This window comes from Pseudovibrio sp. Ad5 (assembly GCF_001623095.1).
Classification (GTDB): domain Bacteria; phylum Pseudomonadota; class Alphaproteobacteria; order Rhizobiales; family Stappiaceae; genus Pseudovibrio.
Window position 1 is genome coordinate 124,065 of the sequence record NZ_LMCH01000059.1, and the last position, 22,931, is coordinate 146,995.

Consider the following 22,931-nt stretch of genomic DNA (forward strand, 5'->3'; position numbering starts at 1 on the left):
GGTGATGCCGGTTGAGAAGCTGAGTGTTGAGCAGCAGAGATGGGCTGAGGATTTCTATCGGCATATGTCATGGACATTTCCGGAGGATGATCTGGTTGATGGAGACGAGGAAACGGGCACCCCAGATCCTGCTGTCACTGATTTCGAGCAGATTGCAGTGCTGGAGAAGAAAGTCGATGAGCTTTATGCGCAGGGCAACCTTATCAAGTTCTGCCGTGCCCTCTTTGGAGGCTTCAAGAAAGCACATAAAGCCACGCGTCAGGCAATCACCTCTGCCAAGTCCAAAAAAACGCGTGATATTCAGCCATTTGTTGCGGAGATAAACGCAGGCATCACATCGCTTAGTTTTTATGTAGGTGAGTTTGAAGATGCGCTTGCTGTGATTGGCGACCAAATTCCACTGTTACAAAACGCCCATGGCCAGCTTCAGCAACATCGTTTCCAGTTCATGGAATTGGCGGGCAAGCATAAGAACTACCAGAAAAAACTGCGCAACTTTGAAAGTGCTGATCAGGAGGTGCAAAAGCACTTTGACCAGATCACCACCCACCACCGCGCATCTCACGTGGACGATGCCAACAAGGCAATTGCCAGTTTTGAAAAAAGCCTGCTGAAGATGAAAGCGATAGTCGCGTGGTTGCAGGAAGCGCCCGTAATCCAGTCTGCAGCACCGGAGTTGGAGGCTTCGCTCAAGTTTGGCAAGAAGGTCACCAAAGCCCGTTCAGACTTACGTGCGTTTCACATCCGCTCCGGCTCGTTCAAAGACACCGAGGAACTGGTGATCTTCGAAAAACTGCATAACAGGGCGAGCGCCTACATTGTGGAAGCAGAGAAACTCTACGCCAAACGCGAATACCGCCGCGCTGAGGACATGCTTGATAATGCCAACATCACCATGACCGGGTTGGAAATTGCCTTTACCCGTGGCATCAACACAGCCGCTCAGGTGGAAGGGTTCCTGCAGGATGTGAAAGAGGCCCGGAAAGAAATCGATGGGCTGGATGCGCAAAAAGCCACGATCCAGAATCCGGAGCAGCTGCGCCACTACGAAGGCTATAGCGCCACCGCCTCAACACTTGCCATCCAGATTGAGCGGCTTCTAACCACCGGACGTGTGAAGGACGCCCGCTATATGCTGGAGGACCTGAACGCAACCATCGCCAACATGAAAATTGCGCTAGACCGTCTCAACCCGCCGCCAGAGAAGGTTAAACCAGAGCCAACCGCAGAAGCACCGCCGAGAGAACAGATTATCGAGGATGAACCTGTGCAGCGTCCACGGTCAACAAAACGTTCAAAGCGCGAGGAAGAAGCTGCCAGATACACAGCGCAGGTGGGCAAGGCGAAGAAAGATATCGTCGCCATGATGGTGCTGCGCAAAAGCGCCAAGTACAAAGGTGAGCTGGCGGACTTTCTGAGTTACAAAGCCATGGCGGACGATTCAATCGCGCGGGTGGAAGAGGCCATAAAACAAGACAATCTGGCAGAAGCCTCTGCCAGATTACAGGATATGAAGACCGCCATGTTCACGTTGGATGCGCTGCTCAAAGAAGCCAAAGCGCAAGCACAGGCGGATGCCGAGGGACTGCCCCCAATGCGCCCTCGGCGTTAGGGCTGCGATCAGCCCTCCCCCGCGTCCTGTTATTTTTTGCTGAGCAAACTCATGCGGCCCATGACGTCGTGACCATCCCAGTATTTGTGCTTGAGAACAGCGGCCACGTGCACAGCGACCAGTGCCAGCAAAGACCAGGCCAGCAACTCATGTGCTGTTGCAGTTGTGTCTTCCAGATTGATACCGGCGAAGGTTTCCATGGTTGGGAAGATCTTTGGCATACCAATGGTGAACCACTTCACACCGTGGCCGCCAAAATCAACCTCGGCCCAAGCAACCAGCATGGTGACGAGCGGCAGAAGGTACAGGCCCAGGTGACCCAGATGGGAGCCGATTTTTTCCCATGAAGTCAGGCCCGCAGGCAATGCAGGCGGTTTGTTGACCAAGCGGATAGCCACGCGCAGCAGCAATAAGCCCAGCAGGGTCACGCCCATAGAGATGTGGAGGTCAAACAGGCTTTCTTCCAAGGGGGTATCTTCCAGAGAATCCAGCTTCATGATGTAGCCGGTCACCCACATGGATAAAAAGCCAAGGGCCATTAGCCAGTGAAGGATCCGGGCGGAGCGCACATATTGTTGATCAGTCATAGTTTCTGCCAGTTCTTCTTATGGCAGCAACTTGTTGTTTGCAGTTGTGCTTCAGGCGCGTCTTAAACACCGCCTGGTTGCCGCCTCGTAACCCCGGCACCTCACCATGCTATCCTGAAGTTAACCTGAAACTTTGAGTAAAGTTTGCACCGCAAAGCTCCGAAATCCGCCTTTAAGCCTCTTCCACACCGCAACACCGGCCAGACCCTGTCGCGCGGTCGGCACTTTGGGTGAGCTGGTAAACGTCGACGAGGGTTTGCACTTCCAGTTTGGCGAGGACGTTGTGGCGGTGGATTTCTACGGTTTTGACGCTAAGGCCTAATGCATTGGCAATGCTTTTGTTTTGCAGGCCTTGTGCCAGATAACCCATCACCTCGCGTTCGCGGTTGGTGAGGCGGTCTACCTTCACTTTGGCCTGCGCTGTCAGGCAGCATTGGCTGGCGCGGTTTCGGGTCTCTGTGATCAGGTCTTGCAGTTTGTCGAGCAGGCCTTGCTCATCAAACGGTTTTTCCAGTACATCGACGGCGCCAAGGCTCATGGCACGCACACCATCACGCAGGTTCGCAAAGGCAGAGATGACGATCACCGGCAAGTGCTGGCCTGAGGTACGCAGCTTCTCTAAAAGCCCGAGGCCACTGGTGCCGGGGATGCGCATGTCGGTGATGATGACGCCAACGCAAGGGCGTAGATCAGAGCTCAGAAAATCATCAGCACGCTCAAAATCAACAGCCTTCAACCCGACAGACTCCACCAGACACACCAGCGCTTCCCGCATGGCGTCATCATCATCAATAATGATGATCACAGGCTCAGCCTCTGGTCCATAAAGCGGTTTAACTGGTTGTTGTGTCATGATTTCCCTCAGTTTGTGAGCAGCTTAGTGGTAGCCTCACTGTTGCGCATGTACCTGCCTCAAGCATCGGTTTCAGGGTCAACTCCCCATCGTGGCTGTCTACAATGCTAAGCGCGGTGGCCAGCCCCAAACCCAGACTGCCCTTGCTGGAATAAAACGGCTCAAACACCTTATCCTCCAGCTTTTTTGGAATGCCAGCCCCTTGGTCGCACACCATAAGCTCACAGGCTTCTGCAGTCTGTTCCAGCTGAATGGAGATCACTCCATCCTCAAGGCCAGCTTCCACCGTAGCATCAAGCGCGTTTTGCAGCAGAACCACCATGACCTGCCGCAATTGCACATCATCACAGCAGACGAACACAGGCTCATGGGGTGGGTTCCATTGCAGCTGACAGGCATGTTTGGCGGCGAAAGTGCGCATCAGCATCACCGTTTCATCCGCCAAATCGCGCAGGTCCACACGCCGCCGCGCCTCTGGCTGCTTGTTGAGGAAGCTGCGCATGGAGTTGATGAAGTCGGAGGCCCGATTGGCTTGCTCGGAGATGCGGGTCAGCTGTTTTTGCAGCGTTTCTTCATCCGCCGTACCACGGTCCAACCGCTGCCGCAGACTGTGGGCGAAGGTGGAGATGGCCCCAAGCGGTTGCTTTAGATCATGCGCCAGACTGCTGGCGAGGATGTTCATGGAAGAGACACGCCCGGCATGGGCCAGCTCGCTCTCCAACATCAGGTTGCGTTGCAGTGCGTTCGCCAGCTTGTCGCTTGCTGTTTCCAGCTGACGTGAGCGGCGGCGGACCAGAAACTCCACATGCCCGACATGCAGCAGAAAAGCTCCGCTGAGCAGGATAATCACGCCAAGCAGAAAGTAGTTCCGCTCCACCCAGTCCTTCAGGATCTGTCGCAGGTCCTTGTTGTAGGGGTAGAGCGCCAGATCGCGGTAAACGCGCTCAACCGCAGCATAGGAAACCGGCGCAATCCAGTTGGCGTGGCCGAGCCATTCATCCGTGCAGGCGCCATCTGGCATAGAAAGCAGGGCCTGCGTGATGCGCGTTGCCAGCTGAGGCGAGACGCCGGGCACCTTCAAAAACGCCCACCCCGGATAAAGTTCCGTGGTTCTGGCACAGGCAAACTCCGGGTCATACTGCTGGCCCAGAACACGAATTTGCGTTTTGTCCAGCTTGCCAGCGGCACTCATGCTCTCCAACAGACAGGCGCGGACAATGCCGATCTGCACGTCTCCCTTGACCACCGCCTCCACCACTGTTTGCTGCGGAAAGCCCAGTGGTTTAACGCGCAAGTCAGGCTCATCACCAAGGCTCTGCTGCAGGCTGTGTTTGGCAGCAAGATATCCGCCAAAAGCTTCTGTCGAGACAACGCCTGCGCTTGCGCCTTTCAGCTTTGTCAGGCCCGTGATGCCACTGTCCGTTCGCGTAAAAATCACCGACCCGAGGTCGTGCATCTCATTCTTATTGACGTGAGAGCGAGCACTGGCGATGCGGCTGACGCCCGCAATCCGTTCCAACTGAAACGAGTGACCGGGATTGGTGATGATGAAGTCCAGCTGGTCAGCTTGTTCAGCGATTTGTTGAAGGGTCAGAGGCAGATAGGAGAACTCCACATCCGGCAGCTCACGTTGTAAATGCTCAATGGTCGGTGCCCATGTGCGCTGGGTTTCCAAACTGCCGCGATAGGACAGGATGCCAACACGCACCATGTCAGAGCGCGCAAACACCGGACTGGCCGTCAGTTGGAGTACAACCAGCACAGCAAGAAAAAGTACAACACAAACAATGCGCTGAAGAAAGCTTCGCATGCAGCAGTTCCCAGGCTCAACGTATATTAGATAATCCGAAACAAACAGCGATCCTGCCGAATTGCAATAGGTATTTCACCTAGGGCGACGAAGCGCGGCAGGTTGTACCGCTTCTGCATTTACTTGGGGCCTGCCCTGTAGTTTACTCAGGGGAATGAAACTTTCACCTCTGCTGATTTTGAACACTCTGTCATTTACTGCAATCTATTAGGACCAGAACACCATATGATCGGCTATATCACTCTAGGTACCAACGACTTAGACCGTGCCTGTGCATTTTACGACGCCATTTTTGGGAAGATGGGTGCAACACGGGTCTTTGAAAACAACCGGCTCTATGCCTGGAGCTTTGGCGAGGGCAAACCACTCATCGTCCTCAACACACCTTATGATGGCGAAGACGCATCCGTTGGCAACGGCACCATGGTGGCTTTGCGGGTGGAGGATCGCGAAACCGTCGAGACCCTGCATACACTCGCCCTGCAACTGGGTGGCAAAGATGAAGGCCCTCCCGGTCCGCGAGGTGAAGCATTTTATGGGGCTTACTGCCGCGATCTGGATGGCAACAAGCTCAACTTCCACTGCTAACGGCCTTCAGATGTATCACAAAGCACAAAGGATTTGGCGAACCTGCGTAAACATGGCATTGGAATGATTATTCAGAGATTTCAAGTGCTCATACGGAAGGCCGCCAATGCTACGTTCTCTTCTTCTCACCGCGACTTGCGCAGTTTCGCTGCTGTCTCCTCTTGGTGCATAGGCTGATGAAGCAGAGAACGCCTTTGTGGAGGCCAACATCCTGTCGATCTTTTACCACGAGGTTGGCCATGCGGTGATCGACCAGATGCAGGTGCCGATCTTCGGGCAGGAGGAAGACGCCGCAGATGTGCTCTCCGTGCTGATGATTGACTGGCTCTATGAGGAAGAGGCCGCGCAGGAGCTCGCCTTTGACAGCGCATTTGGCTACATCAACGATCCCGAAGGGGAAGAAGAGGTGGCGTGGTGGGATCTGCATGGACCTGATCAGCAGCGCTACTACAACCATATCTGCCTGTTTTATGGGGCAGATCCGGATAAACGTGCTGAGTTGGCTACAGACCTGGAGCTGCCGGAAGACCGGGCAGAAATGTGCCCGTTTGAGTACGAGCAAGCTGCCAGCAGTTGGGGCGCTGTGTTTGATGAGATGAAGCCGGGCTCCGGCGTTGCGATGACTTTTCAAGCGGGGACTGGCGCGGACGCCGAGGTCATCAATCTCGTGCTTTCTGAGGAAATCAAAAGCCTGAAAGACGACATGTCTCTGCCCAACGAGGTCATCGTAAAGGTGGAAAGCTGTGGTGAGCCGAACGCGTTTTACGATCCTGAGGAGGTCTCCATCTCCTTCTGCACCGAGTTCATCCCGCACCTGAGATCCCTCTATCAGTCCAATCTGCGGAACTGATGTGCTTGTGTACTGGGGGTCATAACTTGAGCCCCAGTTTGCTGATCCAACTGTGGCGCATATCTCGAAGAGTCCATTTCAGCTCATCACTCGGGATGAAATACCCGCCGATGCCAGAGGAAAACAGCAGGTCATACGTGCGCTCGGTAGATTTGTGCAGCGCCTGCTCAACCTCATCAGCAGAGCCCTCCGGCTTAATGGGGATCATCATGCAGATGGTGTCGGGCTCTTGCTCAATCACCTCAACGCGTACGCCTGCATCAAACTCATAACCCGTTGTTTCGCCAAGCGTTCCTTTCGGATCTGCAATCAGGCGCTGGCGATACGCAGGATCGTTGATCATCCGTCGGTAGTCTTGCTCCGCAAAATCGCTGTTGTCGCGGTCTGTCATGCTTCCCTCTCCCCTTTCACGATGGAAGAGCGGATGCCAAGCAGCTTGACCTTGTTGTAAACCGAAGCAACCCAGACAAACATATCTCCGCTGGACCACAAATCCAATTGGTTGAGATCCAATGTTGTATCAAGTGCACCCTCTTGTTTGGCAGGGGGAATAGTCAGATAAAGCGTGTCTTTACGCTGCTGGAGGATCCGGACTTTAACGCTGGGATCAACCTTCACTCCCAGCTCCTTAAGCGCAGCAGCTGCATCGCGCTGCGCCAGTTTCGCGAATGCCGGATCCTCCCACATGCGCTGGGTCAACAACAACTCAAAGTCTCTTTCCATTGCTGCTCTTCCTGTTTGACTGCACAAGATCAGAGAGAGCCTAAAGGCAGGACCTTAAGTCTTCGTGGTAACAAGTCTTGCATCTGAGAGGATGGCTTCAATCACTGCTTTTGCTTCTCTTTGTTCCTCAGCGATATGGTCTTTTCTGGCGTAGTAGAGCGTGCGAACTGCCTTCCAGAGAGCCCAGCCTATGGCGCGATCCCAGGTATTTTGGTCGATGTTGACCGCGGTTTTGAAAATCTCGCGATTGACGCCGGAAAAGAACTTCCAGGTGATAACTAAGTCGCAGGCGGGATCGCCAACCGTGCATAAGCCGAAATCAATGACGGCACTGAGGCGGCCATCCCGTGTGAGGATATTCCCGTTTGAGAGGTCTCCCTGTACCCAAACTGCAGGCTTCTCCCTTTTAGACCGAAGCGCTTGCTCCCAGATCATCAGCGCTGCGTCGGCATCAATCAGGTCAGTCACACCAGAGAGGCAAAAACGGGTCTCCTCGTCATAGACGCTGAGGTCACCACCACGGTAGCAGTTGTGGTCTCCGGCTTCCGGCGCTCCTGTGGTATCGACAGCCCAGAGCGCATGCAGGAAGGTCGCGAGATCTCTCGCAAACTCGTTCATATCACGGACAGAATGAGCAGAGGCTGTCTCTCCCTCGATCCAGCGATAGACCGACCACGGATATGGGTAATCTGCATTTGGTTTGCCAAGGGCAGCAGGTGCAGGAACCGCCACGGGCAGATGTTTTGCCAGTTTTGGCAGCCAGTTAAACTCCTTCACGACCTGCGGAACATAGCCCGCAGCAGACGGCAAATGCACCTTCAGCTCATTGCCCAGGCGGAACGTGTTGTTGTCCCAGCCATCCTTCTCAACACGCTTGAGAGGCAGGGCGGCCCACGCGGGGAACTGCTCATCAAGCATCTTGCGCACCATCTCGGGCGCTATCGTCAAACGGCCATCACTCATTGAAACTCGCAATCACACATAAAAAATCAGCATTAAAAAAGGCGCGGTCGAGACCGCACCTTCAAGAAAGCAGAACTGAGTGTGTTTGCGAAGGGAAAGCCACAAAACCGGAGTAATCCCTTGAAAACTGTCGCTTTAAAGAAACACTAGGCGACGAACATCAAATAAAGGCCAAACAGCGCTGTAACCGCACCAAGCGCGCGCAGGAACATGCGTCCGCTGTTCCATTCGGTCAACGAGCCAAGCCCGATGCCGGATAAGCCAAGCGCGAAAGAGGAAACGGAAAAGCCGAGCGCATAGATCAACAGGCTGCTCGCATTGGCCTCAGTGGCATGCGCCGCACCGTGGAACACAGCAAACACGCCAACAATCAGCGCACCCACCACCACAGGCAGTTTCAGAGCGAACGCCACCAGCAGGCCGATCACGATAACAGACGCCAGAATACCCGTCTCCACATACGGCACAACAACGCCCATGTAACGAGCCCAGAACGCCATGAACATGACCAGCGTGAACACCAGCGGCCAGACAAGGCGCTTCTTAAGCAGAACCAGCGCAGCCCAAACACCAACACCAACCATGGTGAGGATGTGGTCCAGCCCGCCAAGCGGGTGCCAGAGGCCGTGAAGGAAGTCCGCTTTGGCCTGTGCCGTGGAAAATGCGGCAGCCTGAGCGGGCAGAGCAATCAATATCAATACTGCCAGAAGACCCGTTAAACCGGCAGTTTCTCTCAATTTCATCAGTGTAATTTCCAATATTGAGCGCGCGACGCCACGCGCAGTCTATGTCGTCAGGTATGGTGCAGGGTGACCGCACAAGGTGACGCCAAACTGACTTGTTTTCGGTGATCAAGCAATCAAACCACGTTCTTTTGAGAAAAACACACCGGATTGCTTGTAGAAAACATCATTGGAACTACTCAGTGAGAATGCAGCAGTAAAAAAGGGAGCCCGTGAGGCCCCCTTGGTGAGTGTCTTAGTGGGTCATCAGAACCGGGATCTTCATATCATGCAGCACGCGGCGCGTTGCCCCGCCAAACAGGTATTGCGCCAACCGGCTGTGGCCGTATCCGCCCATCACCAGCATGTCTGCGTTGAGACGTTCCACCGTGCTTAGCAGAGCTGCTGAAACGGAGCCGGAGACGTTGCTCATCACTTCCAGATGGATGTTGACACCATGGCGCTCGAAGTAACTACGAATATCCGTTAGTTCTGAATGCTTTGGCTCGTCATGCGGCGTGATCATCACAACAGAGACAGTGTCCGCATTTTGCAGCATAGACATGGAGGCATGCGCTGCGTTGGAGGCAGGGCCGGAGCCATCCCATGCCACAGCTATGTTTCTGGGTGCAAACGCTTTTTCATAGGCGTGCGGGACAATGAGCGTCGCGACACCGGTGTCAAACACCATCGCCTCAATCATGGCAGCACGCATCGGTTCCGGCTTGGCAGGATCATCCTGTCGTATCACGGTAACATCACTCAAACGCCCCAGATGCATCAGCTCGTCAAACGTGCCGCCAAGGGTGATGTCCGTGACGCGCGTTTCGCCATCTATGCCTGCACCGTCAAAGTGTTTTGCAAAGCCTTCCAATGACTTACTGAGTGTCGCGGCGGATTGTTCCTGCAAGCGCTGTTCATAATCTGGCGGCATTGGCCCGGCGGTACACAGGTAGTAGGAGGTCTCGTAGTTGGGCACGACGCCAATCAGATAGGCATCTGTCAGCTTGGAGAGTTCAACGGCAACGCGGGATGCGACCTGATCACCGGACGTGTCGGTAAGGGTGACGACTGTTTTGATAGACATATCTGAACCTCCAATTGACCCAATTCATGAAGCGCAGAATGCGAAAAGCACCCACCTGTAGCTCGAGTTGCCAAGAATACCCTTCCCGCCTCATAGAGTGATAGTTGGCCCCAAACAGCCACAAGTAAATTGGGTGCTATACTTAGCCTCCTACGAAATATTATAACCCTACGTACGCGCTATAACCTTAAGTCAACCTATGATAGACATAGACAAACAGAACAACAGGCTGATTTTTACATTTTTAATATTTGAAGGAGAACAGCACAAAACTGCCTTATTGTGCAGTCCGCCTGGTGGGTTTCAACGGAATCGGCATAAATTGAAATGTATCCAACTCATTGGATTTGCGTTTCTTTTTCTAAAGCCGAGCATCTGTGTTGAGGGCATTTTTGAATAATCTATAGTTTCAAAATGAGCTCGGACGAACCAGTTAAACCGGACATTCCAATTCCCGAACTCGAAAGTCTTTTTGATACGAGCATTCGTGTGTTTTTGGAAAAGGGGATTAAAGCTGCCACGATGAAAGACGTGTCGGAGGCGGTGGGCGTTTCTCTTGACACTCTGGAAGGCCGATTTACATCGAAACAGGGCCTGGTCGTCGCAGCACTCAGTTGGTACTACCTCAAATATAGCCAGCAAATGCAATCGGTTATGGCTCTGCATTCCGACATCTATTCCGCCATGCAAGCAGCCTTCATGGAATTTACCGAGCTGTGCTGCGATGAGATCAAAGCAGAGAAAGGCCTCTTCTGGCTGACGCTTATCGATCTTGGTTACGTGGATAAAGAGCTCTGGGAGCAGTTTCAGGGGCTGCAGTTCAATTGGGAAGATCAGATCCGCGACAAGCTCGTTCAATGCCAGAATGAACTCAAAGACCCGGGCGAGATCGAGCTGCTAACCGGGTACTTTATGCTCATTTTTGAAGGGCTCTACGAGATGGTAAAGTTCGGCATGCCCGAGGAGAAGATCTTCAAACTTATCGAGGTTTCACTGGAAGCTTTGGGGAGTAGAATGAAGACAGGCGGGCGGTAAAAGCCGGTACTTGCCAGCGTTTTGCGGGCAGCCCAATGGAGGCGTCATAGACGCCCCCATTTCAGTGCACAGTGAGGAGTTTTTTATTTTGCAGTTGCACTGAGGGCATTGCCCAGGGCGAACACGGATGCGAACAGCAGGACAATATCTTTCAAAAGGAACTGCCCCGGAATAACGGAGATCGCCAGCACGCCAGTGTCCGGAATGAACACGCCCGGCGTGGAAAAGAAGAAGCTGAAGGTCAACAGAAACGTGCCGATAGCACCAAGCGCACCGAAGACCGCGAATTTAGGCGCGAAGAAGCGTGTGGTGAGTAAAGCCGCGATGGTCAGCTCGGTAAGTCCGATGAGTTTGGACACAGCTCCTTCGGACAGGAATGAGTAAAGCCATCCAAGAAAGGGAGAATTCTCGACCAGTCCGCGAATTGCTCCGGCCTCATAAGCGGTAAACTTCATGCCACCAAACCAAAGGAACACGAGAATAAGGGCGGCGAAGATTCCGTTTTTCGCGATATCGGAGAACAAAGCACCCAGGGCGGCGTTGTCATCTGATTGAGTGGCAGGCGCGTGAGTAAGATCAGTCATTTCAACCTCCTGTGTTGAATTTGGTAGTGTGTTGCGGCGGGTCTTGCCAGCCTGTGCACTTAGGTATATGTATTACGGACCGATGTGTCCATAATGAATTACGGACTGATCGGTAACATTATTGTGAGCGGGAATTAATGTGATGGCGAGACCTCGGGAATTTGACCCCAAAACTGCGTTGGACAGAATACAGAGAGCTTTTTGGGAAAAAGGCTATCATGGCACCTCCATGCAGGACCTGGAGAGGATAACCGAGCTGAAGAAGCAGTCGCTCTACCGGGAGTTTGGCAATAAAGACGCCATGTACGCGCGGGCGCTGAAGCTCTACCACGAGCGAGATATCACCCATCTGGCACAGGTCATCTGCCGGGCACCCAACGCAAAACAACGGTTTGTAGATTTGTTTGAGGCTGTGCTGGAGCCAGTGCGCAACGGCGACCGCAGCGGTTGTTTCCTGTGCAACTCCGCCATTGAGCACGCCCATGATGATCAGCAGATCCAGCTCAACGCGCAGGAAGGTATCCAGAGCACGCAAGACCTGTTCAACACCGCCCTCGCCGTCTCCGAGCCCTACAAGAGTGATGATGCTTTGCGAAAGCAAAAGTCCATTCTATTGGCTGCAGGTTACTTCGGCCTGCGCGTCATGGTGCGCGGTGGCACGCCCTTGGCAGAGCTGGAAGAGACAGTCACCGTTCTGGTCGACACCATTTAGATGGGCCAGATTTGCTTAACAGGCGCAGTTATGTAGGCGTCGCCTCACTTTATAATTTCAGGATACTTTAAATGGCTGGTTATGTTCTTCACCACTACAATATTATCGACAGGTCGCGCATTGAGGAACTCGGCCCCAGATCCCTTCCTATTATCGAAAAATATGGTGGCGAGTTGATCGTCGCAACCCCAATAAAAACCCTTGCGGGATCAACATCCTACACGAATATGGTGATGTACAGATTCGAGAGTTTTGAGGCTGCTCTGACCTTCTATAACTCAGAGGAAATGGTGGAACTCAGAAAGTTCAGTAGCGAGGTCATCAAGGGATTTGCGACAGTCGTTCCGAGTCATTCGGAAACAGAAAGCGTTGTGAAATCAAGTTATTTCGCCAAAGAGGCCGCGAGTTGATCTTATTCCGCAGAGAATGCAACAGCTGGATGCAAACCGCTTTATCAGAGATGATCTTTTCTTTCTGCTTCGCACCATATTATCCTAACAATGCAAGTATTATGGTAGAACATATTTATTGAAGTAGGGAGTTCCGAAACCTCTTATTGGCCATCCGTTTATACTATACAGCGCGCCCAGAAGACAGGTGCGCCCAAGTTTTACCATACCGGGGGAATGCGTAAATGGCTTACCTGATTAATTTAGATTACAACAGCAGAGAACCTCAATTTGAGTTTCTGGATGAACCTCAAGATATGCCACTTTTTGGGCTTAGCAGTGGAAATATTCTTGATCCCAATCGTTTCCCGACCAAAGCAAAAGAGGAAACAAAGAAAAAGGTTATTCCCGATATCTTTTCCATGCCAGGACTGAATGCAGTCTCTCAGCGCTTCAAAGATCGGGTGGAAGAGTTTGAGCCGGGAGTTCATCAGTTTCTCCCACTTGAGCTGTTTAAGAAAACAGGTGAGCCGATTGATGGCAATTTTTACATCTTCAACTGCGGAAAACGTCTGGATGCGGTGTTGAACAAGCATTCTCCAGTGGGGTGGGGGAAGCCTGACGACTTTACGGGCAAGCCTAAGTTAAACATTCATAATGGCAATACCAACTACCTGAGCGTCTCTCGCATTAAGGGGCACCATTTTTGGTGTTCTGACTATCAACGCATTATTGGCGTTTATGTCTCCAATGAGGTCTTCAAGCGCCTTAGCAAGGAAAAGTTCAAATATTTCAAATTCAAACGCTGGCCCGAGCTTGATGAACCATGGTTGCCTGAAGAAAACATTGGCCCATTTCTCGAGTGGGAAGCCGCTCAACAGTATTGATCTGGCTTGAGTTAATGCAAGCCGAAACCGCAGATAGCGGTAAGTTGAAATTTTGCCATTCAACCACTTGATAAACATAGTTCGCCATTTCCCAACACAAAGGCTGGCAAAGCCTATAACCTCGCCAGCCGGATTTCTCATTAAGTTACAGCCTTATACGGACTGGACCTTGTAAAGGAAGTCATCGATCTGCTCACGCAGGTCAACAACCTCTTGCCGCACAGAAGAGGCGGTTTTGGAGACCAGGTCAGAGGACTGATTGGTTTTCTCTGCTGCTTGCGCCACCAGCACCATGTTTTCAGAAACGTTCTGCGTACCCGTTGCTGCCTGATGCACGTTTTCAGTGATCTCGGCAGTGGCCGCGCCCTGTTGTTCAACAGAGGCCGCAATGTTGGATGAAAACTCGTTAACCTGCCGGATGCTGGAGGTGATTTCCTGAATAGCTTCAACGGCATCCTTGGAGGAGCCTTGAATCTCCGCGATCTGCTGAGAGATTTCTTCAGTCGCCTTAGAGGTCTGGCTTGCCAACTCCTTCACCTCGGTTGCCACAACAGCAAAGCCCTTGCCCATCTCACCGGCACGAGCTGCCTCAATGGTGGCGTTGAGCGCTAGCAAGTTGGTTTGCTCGGCGATGTCCTGAATGAGATTGACCACCTCACCAATACGCTGCGCCGTGCCGTCCAGATCCAGCACTTTGGTGTTGGTGGCCTGTACTGCATCGTTGGTTTGGGTGATCACCTTGTTGGTGCGGGCAATCTGCTGCGCAATCTCTTCAATGGAGGTTGAAAGCTCCTCAGAAGCAGAGGCCACCGTCTGTACGTTCGCTGTTGCTTCTTCAGAAGCCGCAGAGGTTGCTGTGGTTTGAAGGTTTGTGTTCTCGGCAATATCCGCCAGATCTTTAGAGGTCTGCTCCAGCTCATCAAACCGACTGTGAATGACCGTCAGAGCGGTTTCTGCGGTGCCGGAGAACGCCTCAATCAGTTTGGATGATTCCTTCTGACGCTCCACCTCGCGCAAATGCTCCTTCTCAGCTTCTGACTGCAAGCTCTGGCGTTCTGAGACCGCAGTTACAAACACTTTCAAGGCGTTAGCCATCTGACCGATTTCGTCAGAGCGGCCAGTATACTGCACCTCATCGGAAACATTGCCATCAGCAAGAGATTGCATTCGGTGGGTCAGATTGACGATTGGACGGGCAATGGAGTTGCCGATGAACCATAAAATAATGCAACCGATCAGGCCGGAAACCACCGCTGCAATCAATGCCATATCGCGTGTATTGCGGGCACCGGCTGTCAGCTCCTCAGTGGTGACGGACATGCCGGCAAACCAGGACTGATCTGTCGTACCCAGTTGAAACTTCTCGAAAATAAACAGGCGGTCACCAACCTCTTGCATGTTCGCCTTGTCGCGGACACCGCTCATGATACTCGCAATAACCGGGCGGACTTTCTCGCCCAAAACAGAGCGGTCGCTGTGGCTGACCCAGAGCCCGTCTTCGCTGACCACGGCCAAACGGCCAGTGTCATAGAAGTTGGCGGCACCCATTTTTTCTTGCAGCTTGTCGAAGTCAACATCGATCACCACAACACCAACGGCCTCGCCTTTTGCGTTCAGGATCGGGTCCAGAACGGAAGCTGAGAGGATTTTTTTGCCTTCAACATCAAAGGTGTAAGGCTCAGTCACGAATTGGCTTTTCTGCTGTATCGTCCTGCGCATACGCCGTTGAACATCAGCGCGGCCAATGTCTGCTGTCAGGGACTGAACACTGCCATTTTCTATGTAGAAGTAGGGAACGAACTGGCCAGTGTCAGAAGCGTACTTCTTGCCAACGTAATCAGCATCTTTGCCTGCAACATCCGGCTGCAGGAAAACGGCGATGCCGAGGATGTCCGTTGTCCCGCGCAAAGCTGCTTCTGTCATGAGCGCGATGTTGGTGCGCGAAGCATCTCCGCTGTCGATCTCAGCGCCGTAAGTGCGTGCAAGTGTTGTGGAAATAACCTGCGACTCTTTTAAAAGATCCTGCGCTGTGACAGCCAGTCCGGATGCAACCGAGTTGAACAAGGCCCGGCTGTCTTGCTCAGCCGTTTGCATGCTGAGGTAGGTTCCGATCGAAATTACGAGCGATGAGGCAACGAGAAGAACCGCTGCTGATGCGCTGACAATGCGATGACTTAGTTTCATTTTCTGCTTCGCCATACTGTAGAAATCAGTACGGGTTCCGCCATCTCTCACTCATATGATGCTGGTTTCAACCACCTCTGGTTGATTAACCCTCTCCTTGCGTAAATACAACAATAGCCATTATTATAGTTTTGTTAATATTTATCTGAATTTATCATCATAATACATACAAAGATAAGCTTAGATCAGATATTATTCCTGATAGAGAACCCATTTTATTGGACAATACTAAAATAAAACTATTATCACTATTAGGGATTATCCTAAGTGCGCAATACATGCTTTGAATTTAAACTTTGAAAAATTCAAAACTACAGAGGTACTAGTACCTACAGCTTTCACTCAGAGCATCTCATCAACGGTAGGTTGCTGCCACGTCTCCGCGGCACGTCTTGAACTGAGGGAATAACGGCATGATCTTGTGCGACCCTGCAGAGGGGGCCAACTTTCTACAAAAAAACGCTGAGCCCGTTTGCGTTGCTATGTAAGCTCCAAAACCAAAACGGGGTGAAACCCGCAGACCTCACCCCAATTCCACCAATTATCTCAGAAGGTTACATTCAGGCAGGCACCTTCTCCTGCTTTGCGTTGTTTTGTGCGTTACTAAGTGCAGATATGCGTCGTTCGCGAAGCTTCAGCGCTTTTTCCGCATTGCCCGCACGGACGTGGCCATACCCGCGCACTTTCACCGGCCAACTCAACAGATCATGCGCAGCTTTCTCACCAGCCTCCGCCAAACGAGTGCAGACCAGATCCATGTCTGCCTCATATGATGAACGCATTTCATTTGCCAAAACGCGCTCCTCATTGTTGCGGAACGGATCAAGGAACGAACCGCGCAGACCTTTGAGGCTGGAGAGGACCGAGAATAACTTCATCATCCACGGCCCGAACTCAGTCTTCACTGGCAGGCCGGTCACACGGTCTTTTTTCGCAAAGGGACCGCCGCCAATGTGGAAGCGCACTTCCAGATCGCCCTCGAAAGTTTCCGCAAGGCTCTGCTTGAACTGTGGCTGTGAGAACAGGCGCGCGACTTCAAACTCGTCCTTATGCGCCAGCAGACGGAAATATTGCGTCGCGGCGGTGCGAAGTATCAGTTCGCCCGCTCCGGCCTTTTTCAGCGCAACCAGCTTTTGACGGTAAAACCTGCCAAGGCTGCTGCCTTGATACTCCTTGAGGCGGTTCACCCGGTCCTCAATCAGCTCTTCCAGCGGCAGCGGGCGGTCCAGCTTCACCACTTGCGCAACCGGTGCTCGTGCTTTGGCAACCCGCTCCGGGTCCAGCACCATCAGGCGGCCCCAGTTGAAAGCCTCGAAGTTTTTGTCGCGGGCAACACCGTTCAACTCAATGGCCTGACGGATGGAACCGAGTGTCACCGGAATGAGGCCGCGCTGCCAGGCGGCACCAAACAGCATCATGTTTGCCATCACCGCATCGCCGCACAGGTCTTTCGCAGCCTGCGTGGTGTCGAAATAATCCAGCCGGTCGCCAACAGCCTCGCTCAGCCGCGCCTGCAGGTTGGGCGTGTTGATGTCCCAATCCGGGTTCTTGGAAAAGTCGATGGTCGGCACTTCTTCCGTGTTCACCACCACCTGAGCGGACCCCTTGCGCAGTGTTATCAGCGTCTCGTCACCTGCTGTCACCACCAGGTCGCAGCCGATCACCACATCCGCTTCGCCAACCGCCAGACGGGCGCTTTGCAAGCCATCGGCGGACTTGGCGATGCGCATATGCGTCATCACCGCCCCGTACTTTTGCGCAAGGCCCGTCAGGTCCAGTGTAGAAACGCGGCTGCCATCCAAATGCGCTGCCATGGAGAGGATCGCCCCGATGGTGACAACACCGGTGCCACCAATACCAGTCACCAGCAGTCCTGTTGCGCCGTTGATTGCGGGCAACTCCGGCTCTGCCAACAGTTCATCGCCAACGCTTTCAATCTGACGCTCTGCAGGTGTGGTGGCCTTTTTCGGCTCTGCACCATGAATGGTCACGAAGCTTGGGCAGAAGCCCTCAACACAAGAAAAATCCTTGTTGCAGCTGGATTGGTTGATCTGCCTCTTGCGACCCAGAGGCGTTTCCAGCGGCTCAATGGAAAGGCAGCCAGACTTCTCACCACAATCGCCACATCCCTCGCAGATGTCCGGGTGAATGTAAGTGCGGACCTTCGGGTCCTCCCACTTGCCGCGCTTGCGCAAGCGGCGGCGCTCGGTGGCGCAGGCCTGATCATAAATCAACACCGTCACACCCGGTATCTCACGCAGATCGCGCTGCACCGCTTCCAGCTCTCGTCTGTGGTGCACCTCAACGCCTGCCGGAATGGATTGAGCTTCCACCCGTTCCACATCCTCGGTCACCACCACCACCTTCTTCACGCCTTCATTGAGCGCGGCGGTGATGAGCTGGGGCACAGATTGCTCCCCATCAACGGGCTGTCCGCCCGTCATGGAAACAAAGCCGTTGACCAGCAGTTTGTAGGTCATGGTTGCATCAGCCGCCACGGCCTGACGCATGGCCAGAAAGCCCGAGTGAAAATAAGTGCCATCGCCCATATTGGCGAACACGTGCGGCTCATCCGTAAACGGCGCCTGCCCCACCCAGTGCATGCCCTCGCCGCCCATTTGGGAGGGGGCCTTGGTCTTCACCGGGTCATTGAAATACGCAATGGTGTGGCAGCCTATGCCTGCCAGCGCGCGGCTACCATCGGGCACTTTGGTGGAGGTGTTGTGCGGGCAACCGGAGCAGAACGAGGGACGACGCACCGGCCCCGGCTTCAGCTTGATCGGCACCGGCACCTTGGCCTTAAGCCCGTCATCCTCCAAAAACTCCGCGATGGCGGAGGCCACCTGATTGGCCGCCAGAACGCCGGAGTTCGGCAACAAGCCCTTGCCCTGCACCTTTAACGATATGCCCGCATCAAACAGGATGGTTTTCAGCTGATCCTCAACAACAGGACGCTTTTCCTCCACCACGAGGATTTTCTTGAGACCTTTGGAAAAGGCCTCGATAATCTTGGGATCCAGCGGCCACACCATGCCGATCTTCAGGATGCGGATGCGGCGCTTTTCCGTTTCAAGAGACGTAAGGCCCAGCTCATTCATGGCCTGACGCAGGTCGGAGTAGGATTTGCCCGAGGCGATGATGCCCACCTCCGGCTCATGCGCATCGTGAGTGATCTGGTTGATGTTGTTGGCCTGCGCAAACGCCAGCGCGCGTGGAATCTTCTCTTCCAGCAGCCGCTTTTCCTGCTGCACGGGCAGGTCGATCTCACGAATCCAGACGCCGCCTTGCGGGTCTTTCAAGTCCGGCTTCACCACCTCAATGCGGTCCAGATCCACCTCCACGGTGGATGCGCTTTCCACCACATCCGTCACCAGCTTCACGCCCACCCAGCATCCGCTGTAGCGGCTCATCTCCACGGCCAGAATGCCGTAGTCCAGAATGTCCTGCGGGTTGGCTGGGTAAAGCACCGGCATGCCAGAGGCAATCAACGCATGGTCCGACTGGCCTGCCACGGTGGAGGACTTGGCCGCGTGATCATCCCCACACAGCGCCACAACACCGCCCTTGGGGTGCGTGCCTGCAAAGTTGGCATGGCGGAAAGCATCGCCAGAACGGTCCACCCCCGGCGTTTTGCCGTACCAGAAGCCAACCACGCCATCCTTGTTGCGCATCTTCATGTTGCCCACGTGCTGTGAGCCCCAGATCGCCGTTGCCGCCAGATCCTCATTCACGCCCGGCTGAAACACGATGCTGTGCTTATCCAGATGCAGCTGCGCCCGCCACAGCTCCATATCGTAACGCCCAAGCGGAGAACCGCGGTAACCGGAGATAAAAGCACCCGTATTCAGCCCCGCCAGCTCATCACGCATGCGCTGCTGCAACGGAAGGCGCACCAGTGCCTGATTGCCTGTGAGAAAAACAACACCGCTGGTCTGGGTGTACTTGTCATCCAGCGACGGGGCGTTGTGGCTCTTGGACGGGGTCGGCACACTGCTTTTTTCTTCAGAAACCATCAGGTAACTCTCACAAATGTCTGGCGTTGCCGGGGTGCGGCAGGAAATTATCTGCGATGAAAAGACCCAAGATTTTTTGGAGATTTGATTATGAGGTGCGGCCTACTCGCAATATTACGTAGACCCATACTGCATGAAATATCAGCGGATGTACAATAATCCCTTTGAATACAACAGATAACCAAACTGAACGCCCTGAAGCCTCTGATTTCCTTGAGACTTCAGCGTCCGCTACGGCAGTTTCGGCTAGGCTCAGCACACCGGCCAACACACAAAAATGGAGCCCGAAAGGCCCCATTTCTGATCGAAAACTCAAGCATTTACAGCATAGTCCGCCTTACTGCGGCAGCAGGACGTCGCCTTTGCCGTTTTGGACGACCAGCAGGATGCAGTCTTTTGGGCCGACGCAGGCGTCATCGTGGAACTCTTGCCCCGGCTGCATCACATGTGAGCCCACGGGCAGCACTTCTTTTTTGCCAGCGCGGGTGTGTTCCCACTGTCCCTGCACGGTGATGGCGTTGTAGTCGTTGGAGTGGCCATGCTCCCCCACGTGGAAGCCGCCTGGCATCTTCAGGTACATGCCATAAGGGCCGGTATCACGGTCGCCCCACAACACAGAAATGTGGATCGGCGTGTTGCCAAACTGGGTCCACTCAATGTCTTTCAGCTGGGTCATGTGGTCATCATCTCCACCAGCAAAGGCGGTGGTGGACATGGCAATCAAGGCTGCGGTGCTGATGGCTTTCAGGACTGTCTTAAACATGGCTAATCCTTGTAACTCTCTGTTTTCATGCGAGCAAAGAGATGTGCTCTCGGTGTGAGGCTGAGACTAGCGATTGCCCTGATCCTGTGAAATATGCATAGTTGCAGCGAACAAGGGCGGACATGCATATGAAACTGAGCGCAGACGATCTTCTGGTGATTATGCACCTGACCCGCGAGCGAACGTTGGAGAACGCCGCCCTCGCGCTTGGCAAGGACACCTCCTCTGTTTTTCGCGGGATCAAGCGCATTGAGGCCAAGGTGGGCGAGCCACTGTTCACCCGCTCTCGCGCTGGTTTCAAGCCCCTGCCTCTGGGTTTGGCGCTGTGTGAGCAGGCCGAGCAGATCCATGCAGGGCTTTCTGCCGCTGATGCCCTGCTGGGTGGTGAAGATGTCGGGCTAACTGGTCCACTGCGGGTAACAACCACCGACCTGCTGCTGCAAAGCGTTATCCACCCCCGCCTTGCAGCGTTTCGCGAAGCCCGCCCGAACCTGCAGCTGGAGTTCAACGTCACCAACAGCTTCGAGAACCTGAGCGAGCGGCGCTATGATGTGGCCCTGCGCCCCACCAGCCAGCCGCCGGATGATATGATCGGCCTCAGACTGGCCACCATCGATTATAAGCTTGTTGGTGCACCAAAATATCTGGATGGGTTGGGTGAGCTTGATTTTCAGGAGTTCTCATGGCTGATCCCCGGTGACAGCCTGCAAGCGCACCCGGCAAATGACTGGTTTCGCGGCAAAGTCCCCTCACCGGCCAGCCTCATCCGCTATGACAGCATGAGCCTGCTGGCGGATGGTATCCGCAATAGTCTGGGCGTCGGCATCTTGCCCGACATACCGACGCTTCTTGATGGCCTGCGCGATGTCGGAGAGCAACCCGCCATCTACCAGACCGACTTGTGGCTGCTCTACCACCCCTCAAATCGCGGCAATCTCAAGATCACCGCGTTTGATGGATTTGTGAGAGGGGCATTGGGGGCTTAGGTCAAAGGACGTCTGCCATCAGATTTCTCCGCACACCCCACTTGCGAGTTTCCAGAGCTTTGCGGCTGTTTTCAGAAAGATCACCCGCCAGCACAAACCGCACGTTTCTGGTCTTAACATCCTTGGCCGCAAGGCTTCTGGTCACGTTCCAGACGGTCTTTGCGTTGTAGGAGGTCCAGCTCAGATAGTCGTAGGGCAAAACGATGTTCGCCGTGCTGTCAGTCTGGTAAGCCACCACCACATCGTGATGCACTTCCACCTTCTCAATCTTGCTGTCATCATGCAAACGCCCCAGCATCTCAACCAGCATCAGCGCAGAGAACGCTTGCGGCCGGGACAGCGCACCGGACGCATGCTTCATGAGAACTTCAATGCCCTCAAGGTCTTTCGCCTCAATCACAAGGCCCGTGAAAATGGTCTTCTCCGTGGGTGTAAAGTGAGCGTTCAGCAGAACGCCCTCAGTGCTTTCCTTGGAGATGCCAGCTTCCGCCAGTCGCTCACGGTTGATATCGGCCATCTCGTCGGGTGTCTTCAGCAGCGTTTTTCTGGTCAGACTATCAGCCGTCTTAAGGCTGCTGATAATGATGCTGCCCACACCGGGCACAAAGCTCAGCCCCTGATCCACGCCAAACTGTCCCGCGGCATGATAGTTCGCCAGCTCCGTCAACTCATCACGCAACGGGGTGAAGTGAGTGTACGGATCCACCTTCATCTCAAAGGCCAGCTTGCGGATCGCCTCCGGACGGCCAAAGAAGCCGCTGATGAACCCGTCTTCTTCACGCTCCGCTGTTTCCGGTGGCATGTTCCCGCGCGTTTTCACAAAGGTCGCCGCTTTGCCCACGCCCTTGCGCACGGATTTCACCATGCCCTTGGCATTGCCATACACGTTCTTGGCTGCGGTGACTGGGGCGGTCACCGTTGTGTAGACCGACTTGATTGGCGTGATGACGGCTGTGCCTGCACTTCTGGCAAAGGTGACTGCCTTGTTTTTTTCGCGCAGTGCTGCCAGTGCGTTCAGCTCATGGACATGATCTTCCATAAACTGCTTGCCCTGCACGGTGTAGGCACCATCTTCCGTTTTGATTGCGAAGGTCAAATACCGCCCATTGCTCGGCGCCGCCTCGCTGATTGTGTAGTTTTCGCTCCGTAGCGGCACAGACAAAACATCTGCCGCTGCAAAGTACTTCGGCGGCTCTTCGAGCTTTTTAAACGCAGCCGGACGCTTCGCTGATTGCTCCGGCATCACATCACTGGCAGCTACTTCATTGTGCGAAGGACTATCAAACAACCCATGCTTATCCTGATGACTTGCACAGGCCGAAACAGACAAAAAAATAACAAGCGTAAATGGCTTTTTGGCAGATAACATAAGATCTCGTTGGCCCGGAGAGGAAGGTATATTAGCAGTAAAATCTCATAAGCTAGGTAGCGGCACAGTTATGCGGTAACGTGTTGTGATATTTATATTTTTTACAATTCACAGTATAGCTCTTGAAAAGAGACTCGGCAGCACTTCAAAAACCATACCCTCAGTTTCCAAAGCTTTCATGACAACGCCCCGCAAACTAAACTTTATCTGTTAA

21 protein-coding genes are annotated in these 22,931 nt (G+C 53.7%); 8 read left to right on the plus strand and 13 right to left on the minus strand.

Annotated features, from left to right (window positions below; genetic code table 11):
- The first annotated feature begins 4 nt into the window (after window positions 1-4).
- Window positions 5-1,612: a hypothetical protein gene (locus tag PsAD5_RS16870; protein ID WP_063292923.1), complete on the plus strand. Its 1,608-nt coding sequence runs from the start codon at window positions 5-7 to the stop codon at window positions 1,610-1,612.
- Window positions 1,613-1,641: 29 nt separating this feature from the next.
- Here the strand turns inward: PsAD5_RS16870 and PsAD5_RS16875 are convergent, their stop codons facing one another.
- From PsAD5_RS16875 to PsAD5_RS16885, 3 genes are all read right to left on the minus strand, one after another.
- Window positions 1,642-2,199: a cytochrome b gene (locus PsAD5_RS16875; RefSeq protein ID WP_063287933.1), complete on the minus strand. Its 558-nt coding sequence runs from the start codon at window positions 2,197-2,199 to the stop codon at window positions 1,642-1,644.
- Between the two features lie 172 nt (window positions 2,200-2,371).
- The gene (locus PsAD5_RS16880; protein ID WP_063287932.1) at window positions 2,372-3,052 is read right to left on the minus strand and encodes a response regulator transcription factor; all 681 of its coding nucleotides are present in this window, start codon (window positions 3,050-3,052) and stop codon (window positions 2,372-2,374) included.
- Window positions 3,033-4,862, minus strand: coding sequence for a sensor histidine kinase (locus PsAD5_RS16885; RefSeq protein WP_063292924.1), 1,830 nt, complete (start codon window positions 4,860-4,862; stop codon window positions 3,033-3,035). The genes PsAD5_RS16880 and PsAD5_RS16885 overlap by 20 nt, the downstream gene beginning before the upstream one ends.
- 225 nt (window positions 4,863-5,087) lie before the next feature.
- Here PsAD5_RS16885 and PsAD5_RS16890 point away from each other — a divergent pair, with 225 nt between their 5' ends.
- Together PsAD5_RS16890 and PsAD5_RS16895 are read left to right on the plus strand one after the other, a co-directional pair.
- Window positions 5,088-5,450, plus strand: coding sequence for a VOC family protein (locus PsAD5_RS16890; protein WP_063287930.1), 363 nt, complete (start codon window positions 5,088-5,090; stop codon window positions 5,448-5,450).
- Between the two features lie 196 nt (window positions 5,451-5,646).
- On the plus strand, window positions 5,647-6,300 hold the full coding sequence (locus PsAD5_RS16895; protein ID WP_208988658.1) for a DUF4344 domain-containing metallopeptidase: 654 nt from the start codon (window positions 5,647-5,649) through the stop codon (window positions 6,298-6,300).
- A gap of 19 nt (window positions 6,301-6,319) precedes the next feature.
- On the opposite strand, the gene PsAD5_RS16900 is transcribed toward PsAD5_RS16895, so the two are convergent.
- The 5 genes from PsAD5_RS16900 to PsAD5_RS16920 form a co-directional block, all read right to left on the minus strand.
- A complete protein-coding gene (locus PsAD5_RS16900) occupies window positions 6,320-6,691 on the minus strand; it encodes a nitrile hydratase subunit alpha (RefSeq protein WP_057462313.1) in 372 nt (123 codons plus the stop codon).
- Window positions 6,688-7,023, minus strand: a complete 336-nt coding sequence (locus PsAD5_RS16905) for a hypothetical protein (protein WP_057462312.1) — start codon at window positions 7,021-7,023, stop codon at window positions 6,688-6,690. Before PsAD5_RS16905 ends, PsAD5_RS16900 begins: the two co-directional genes overlap by 4 nt.
- A 54-nt stretch (window positions 7,024-7,077) precedes the next feature.
- Window positions 7,078-7,986 carry an aminoglycoside phosphotransferase family protein gene (locus PsAD5_RS16910; RefSeq protein ID WP_063292925.1) on the minus strand — a complete coding sequence of 303 codons (909 nt, stop codon included), beginning with the start codon at window positions 7,984-7,986 and terminating at the stop codon, window positions 7,078-7,080.
- A 146-nt stretch (window positions 7,987-8,132) separates the two neighbouring features.
- Window positions 8,133-8,729, minus strand: a complete 597-nt coding sequence (locus PsAD5_RS16915) for a HupE/UreJ family protein (protein WP_063292926.1) — start codon at window positions 8,727-8,729, stop codon at window positions 8,133-8,135.
- A gap of 235 nt (window positions 8,730-8,964) precedes the next feature.
- The gene (locus PsAD5_RS16920) at window positions 8,965-9,795 is read right to left on the minus strand and encodes a universal stress protein (RefSeq protein ID WP_063292927.1); all 831 of its coding nucleotides are present in this window, start codon (window positions 9,793-9,795) and stop codon (window positions 8,965-8,967) included.
- Window positions 9,796-10,209: 414 nt separating this feature from the next.
- On the opposite strand from PsAD5_RS16920, the gene PsAD5_RS16925 reads away from it, so the two are divergent.
- The gene (locus PsAD5_RS16925; protein ID WP_063292928.1) at window positions 10,210-10,830 is read left to right on the plus strand and encodes a TetR/AcrR family transcriptional regulator; all 621 of its coding nucleotides are present in this window, start codon (window positions 10,210-10,212) and stop codon (window positions 10,828-10,830) included.
- A gap of 83 nt (window positions 10,831-10,913) precedes the next feature.
- On the opposite strand, the gene PsAD5_RS16930 is transcribed toward PsAD5_RS16925, so the two are convergent.
- Window positions 10,914-11,414 (minus strand): DUF417 family protein, encoded by a 501-nt coding sequence (locus PsAD5_RS16930; RefSeq protein ID WP_063287922.1) that lies wholly within the window; start codon window positions 11,412-11,414, stop codon window positions 10,914-10,916.
- A 142-nt stretch (window positions 11,415-11,556) separates the two neighbouring features.
- Here PsAD5_RS16930 and PsAD5_RS16935 point away from each other — a divergent pair, with 142 nt between their 5' ends.
- From PsAD5_RS16935 to PsAD5_RS16945, 3 genes are all read left to right on the plus strand, one after another.
- Complete coding sequence (locus PsAD5_RS16935; protein ID WP_208988659.1) at window positions 11,557-12,126, plus strand: TetR/AcrR family transcriptional regulator; 570 nt, start codon at window positions 11,557-11,559, stop codon at window positions 12,124-12,126.
- Between the two features lie 71 nt (window positions 12,127-12,197).
- On the plus strand, window positions 12,198-12,536 hold the full coding sequence (locus tag PsAD5_RS16940; protein WP_063292930.1) for a DUF1330 domain-containing protein: 339 nt from the start codon (window positions 12,198-12,200) through the stop codon (window positions 12,534-12,536).
- Window positions 12,537-12,760: 224 nt separating this feature from the next.
- Complete coding sequence (locus PsAD5_RS16945) at window positions 12,761-13,402, plus strand: imm11 family protein (protein WP_063292931.1); 642 nt, start codon at window positions 12,761-12,763, stop codon at window positions 13,400-13,402.
- A gap of 153 nt (window positions 13,403-13,555) precedes the next feature.
- Here PsAD5_RS16945 and PsAD5_RS16950 read toward each other — a convergent pair whose 3' ends face one another.
- The 3 genes from PsAD5_RS16950 to PsAD5_RS16960 form a co-directional block, all read right to left on the minus strand.
- Window positions 13,556-15,586 (minus strand): methyl-accepting chemotaxis protein, encoded by a 2,031-nt coding sequence (locus PsAD5_RS16950; RefSeq protein ID WP_208986542.1) that lies wholly within the window; start codon window positions 15,584-15,586, stop codon window positions 13,556-13,558.
- 560 nt (window positions 15,587-16,146) lie between these two features.
- Complete coding sequence (locus PsAD5_RS16955; RefSeq protein ID WP_063292933.1) at window positions 16,147-19,599, minus strand: indolepyruvate ferredoxin oxidoreductase family protein; 3,453 nt, start codon at window positions 19,597-19,599, stop codon at window positions 16,147-16,149.
- 337 nt (window positions 19,600-19,936) lie between these two features.
- On the minus strand, window positions 19,937-20,362 hold the full coding sequence (locus PsAD5_RS16960; RefSeq protein ID WP_063292934.1) for a cupin domain-containing protein: 426 nt from the start codon (window positions 20,360-20,362) through the stop codon (window positions 19,937-19,939).
- A gap of 128 nt (window positions 20,363-20,490) precedes the next feature.
- Here PsAD5_RS16960 and PsAD5_RS16965 point away from each other — a divergent pair, with 128 nt between their 5' ends.
- Entirely contained in the window at window positions 20,491-21,348 is an 858-nt protein-coding gene (locus PsAD5_RS16965; RefSeq protein WP_208988660.1) for a LysR family transcriptional regulator, read from the plus strand.
- A gap of 1 nt (window position 21,349) precedes the next feature.
- Here PsAD5_RS16965 and PsAD5_RS16970 read toward each other — a convergent pair whose 3' ends face one another.
- Window positions 21,350-22,717, minus strand: a complete 1,368-nt coding sequence (locus tag PsAD5_RS16970; protein ID WP_063292936.1) for a hypothetical protein — start codon at window positions 22,715-22,717, stop codon at window positions 21,350-21,352.
- Window positions 22,718-22,931: the final 214 nt, after the last annotated feature.

Bases quoted from the DNA above. Each gene is read 5' to 3' on its own strand.
- PsAD5_RS16965 (WP_208988660.1), top strand. From the start codon at position 20,491: ATGAAACTGAGCGCAGACGATCTTCTGGTGATTATGCACCTGACCCGC.
- PsAD5_RS16935 (WP_208988659.1), top strand. From the start codon at position 11,557: ATGGCGAGACCTCGGGAATTTGACCCCAAAACTGCGTTGGACAGAATA.
- PsAD5_RS16910 (WP_063292925.1), bottom strand. From the start codon at position 7,986: ATGAGTGATGGCCGTTTGACGATAGCGCCCGAGATGGTGCGCAAGATG.
- PsAD5_RS16945 (WP_063292931.1), top strand. From the start codon at position 12,761: ATGGCTTACCTGATTAATTTAGATTACAACAGCAGAGAACCTCAATTT.
- PsAD5_RS16885 (WP_063292924.1), bottom strand. From the start codon at position 4,862: ATGCGAAGCTTTCTTCAGCGCATTGTTTGTGTTGTACTTTTTCTTGCT.
- PsAD5_RS16940 (WP_063292930.1), top strand. From the start codon at position 12,198: ATGGCTGGTTATGTTCTTCACCACTACAATATTATCGACAGGTCGCGC.
- PsAD5_RS16875 (WP_063287933.1), bottom strand. From the start codon at position 2,199: ATGACTGATCAACAATATGTGCGCTCCGCCCGGATCCTTCACTGGCTA.
- PsAD5_RS16970 (WP_063292936.1), bottom strand. From the start codon at position 22,717: ATGTTATCTGCCAAAAAGCCATTTACGCTTGTTATTTTTTTGTCTGTT.
- PsAD5_RS16905 (WP_057462312.1), bottom strand. From the start codon at position 7,023: ATGGAAAGAGACTTTGAGTTGTTGTTGACCCAGCGCATGTGGGAGGAT.
- PsAD5_RS16930 (WP_063287922.1), bottom strand. From the start codon at position 11,414: ATGACTGATCTTACTCACGCGCCTGCCACTCAATCAGATGACAACGCC.
- PsAD5_RS16920 (WP_063292927.1), bottom strand. From the start codon at position 9,795: ATGTCTATCAAAACAGTCGTCACCCTTACCGACACGTCCGGTGATCAG.
- PsAD5_RS16915 (WP_063292926.1), bottom strand. From the start codon at position 8,729: ATGAAATTGAGAGAAACTGCCGGTTTAACGGGTCTTCTGGCAGTATTG.
- PsAD5_RS16960 (WP_063292934.1), bottom strand. From the start codon at position 20,362: ATGTTTAAGACAGTCCTGAAAGCCATCAGCACCGCAGCCTTGATTGCC.
- PsAD5_RS16955 (WP_063292933.1), bottom strand. From the start codon at position 19,599: ATGGTTTCTGAAGAAAAAAGCAGTGTGCCGACCCCGTCCAAGAGCCAC.
- PsAD5_RS16890 (WP_063287930.1), top strand. From the start codon at position 5,088: ATGATCGGCTATATCACTCTAGGTACCAACGACTTAGACCGTGCCTGT.
- PsAD5_RS16880 (WP_063287932.1), bottom strand. From the start codon at position 3,052: ATGACACAACAACCAGTTAAACCGCTTTATGGACCAGAGGCTGAGCCT.
- PsAD5_RS16925 (WP_063292928.1), top strand. From the start codon at position 10,210: ATGAGCTCGGACGAACCAGTTAAACCGGACATTCCAATTCCCGAACTC.
- PsAD5_RS16950 (WP_208986542.1), bottom strand. From the start codon at position 15,586: ATGAAACTAAGTCATCGCATTGTCAGCGCATCAGCAGCGGTTCTTCTC.
- PsAD5_RS16870 (WP_063292923.1), top strand. From the start codon at position 5: ATGCCGGTTGAGAAGCTGAGTGTTGAGCAGCAGAGATGGGCTGAGGAT.
- PsAD5_RS16900 (WP_057462313.1), bottom strand. From the start codon at position 6,691: ATGACAGACCGCGACAACAGCGATTTTGCGGAGCAAGACTACCGACGG.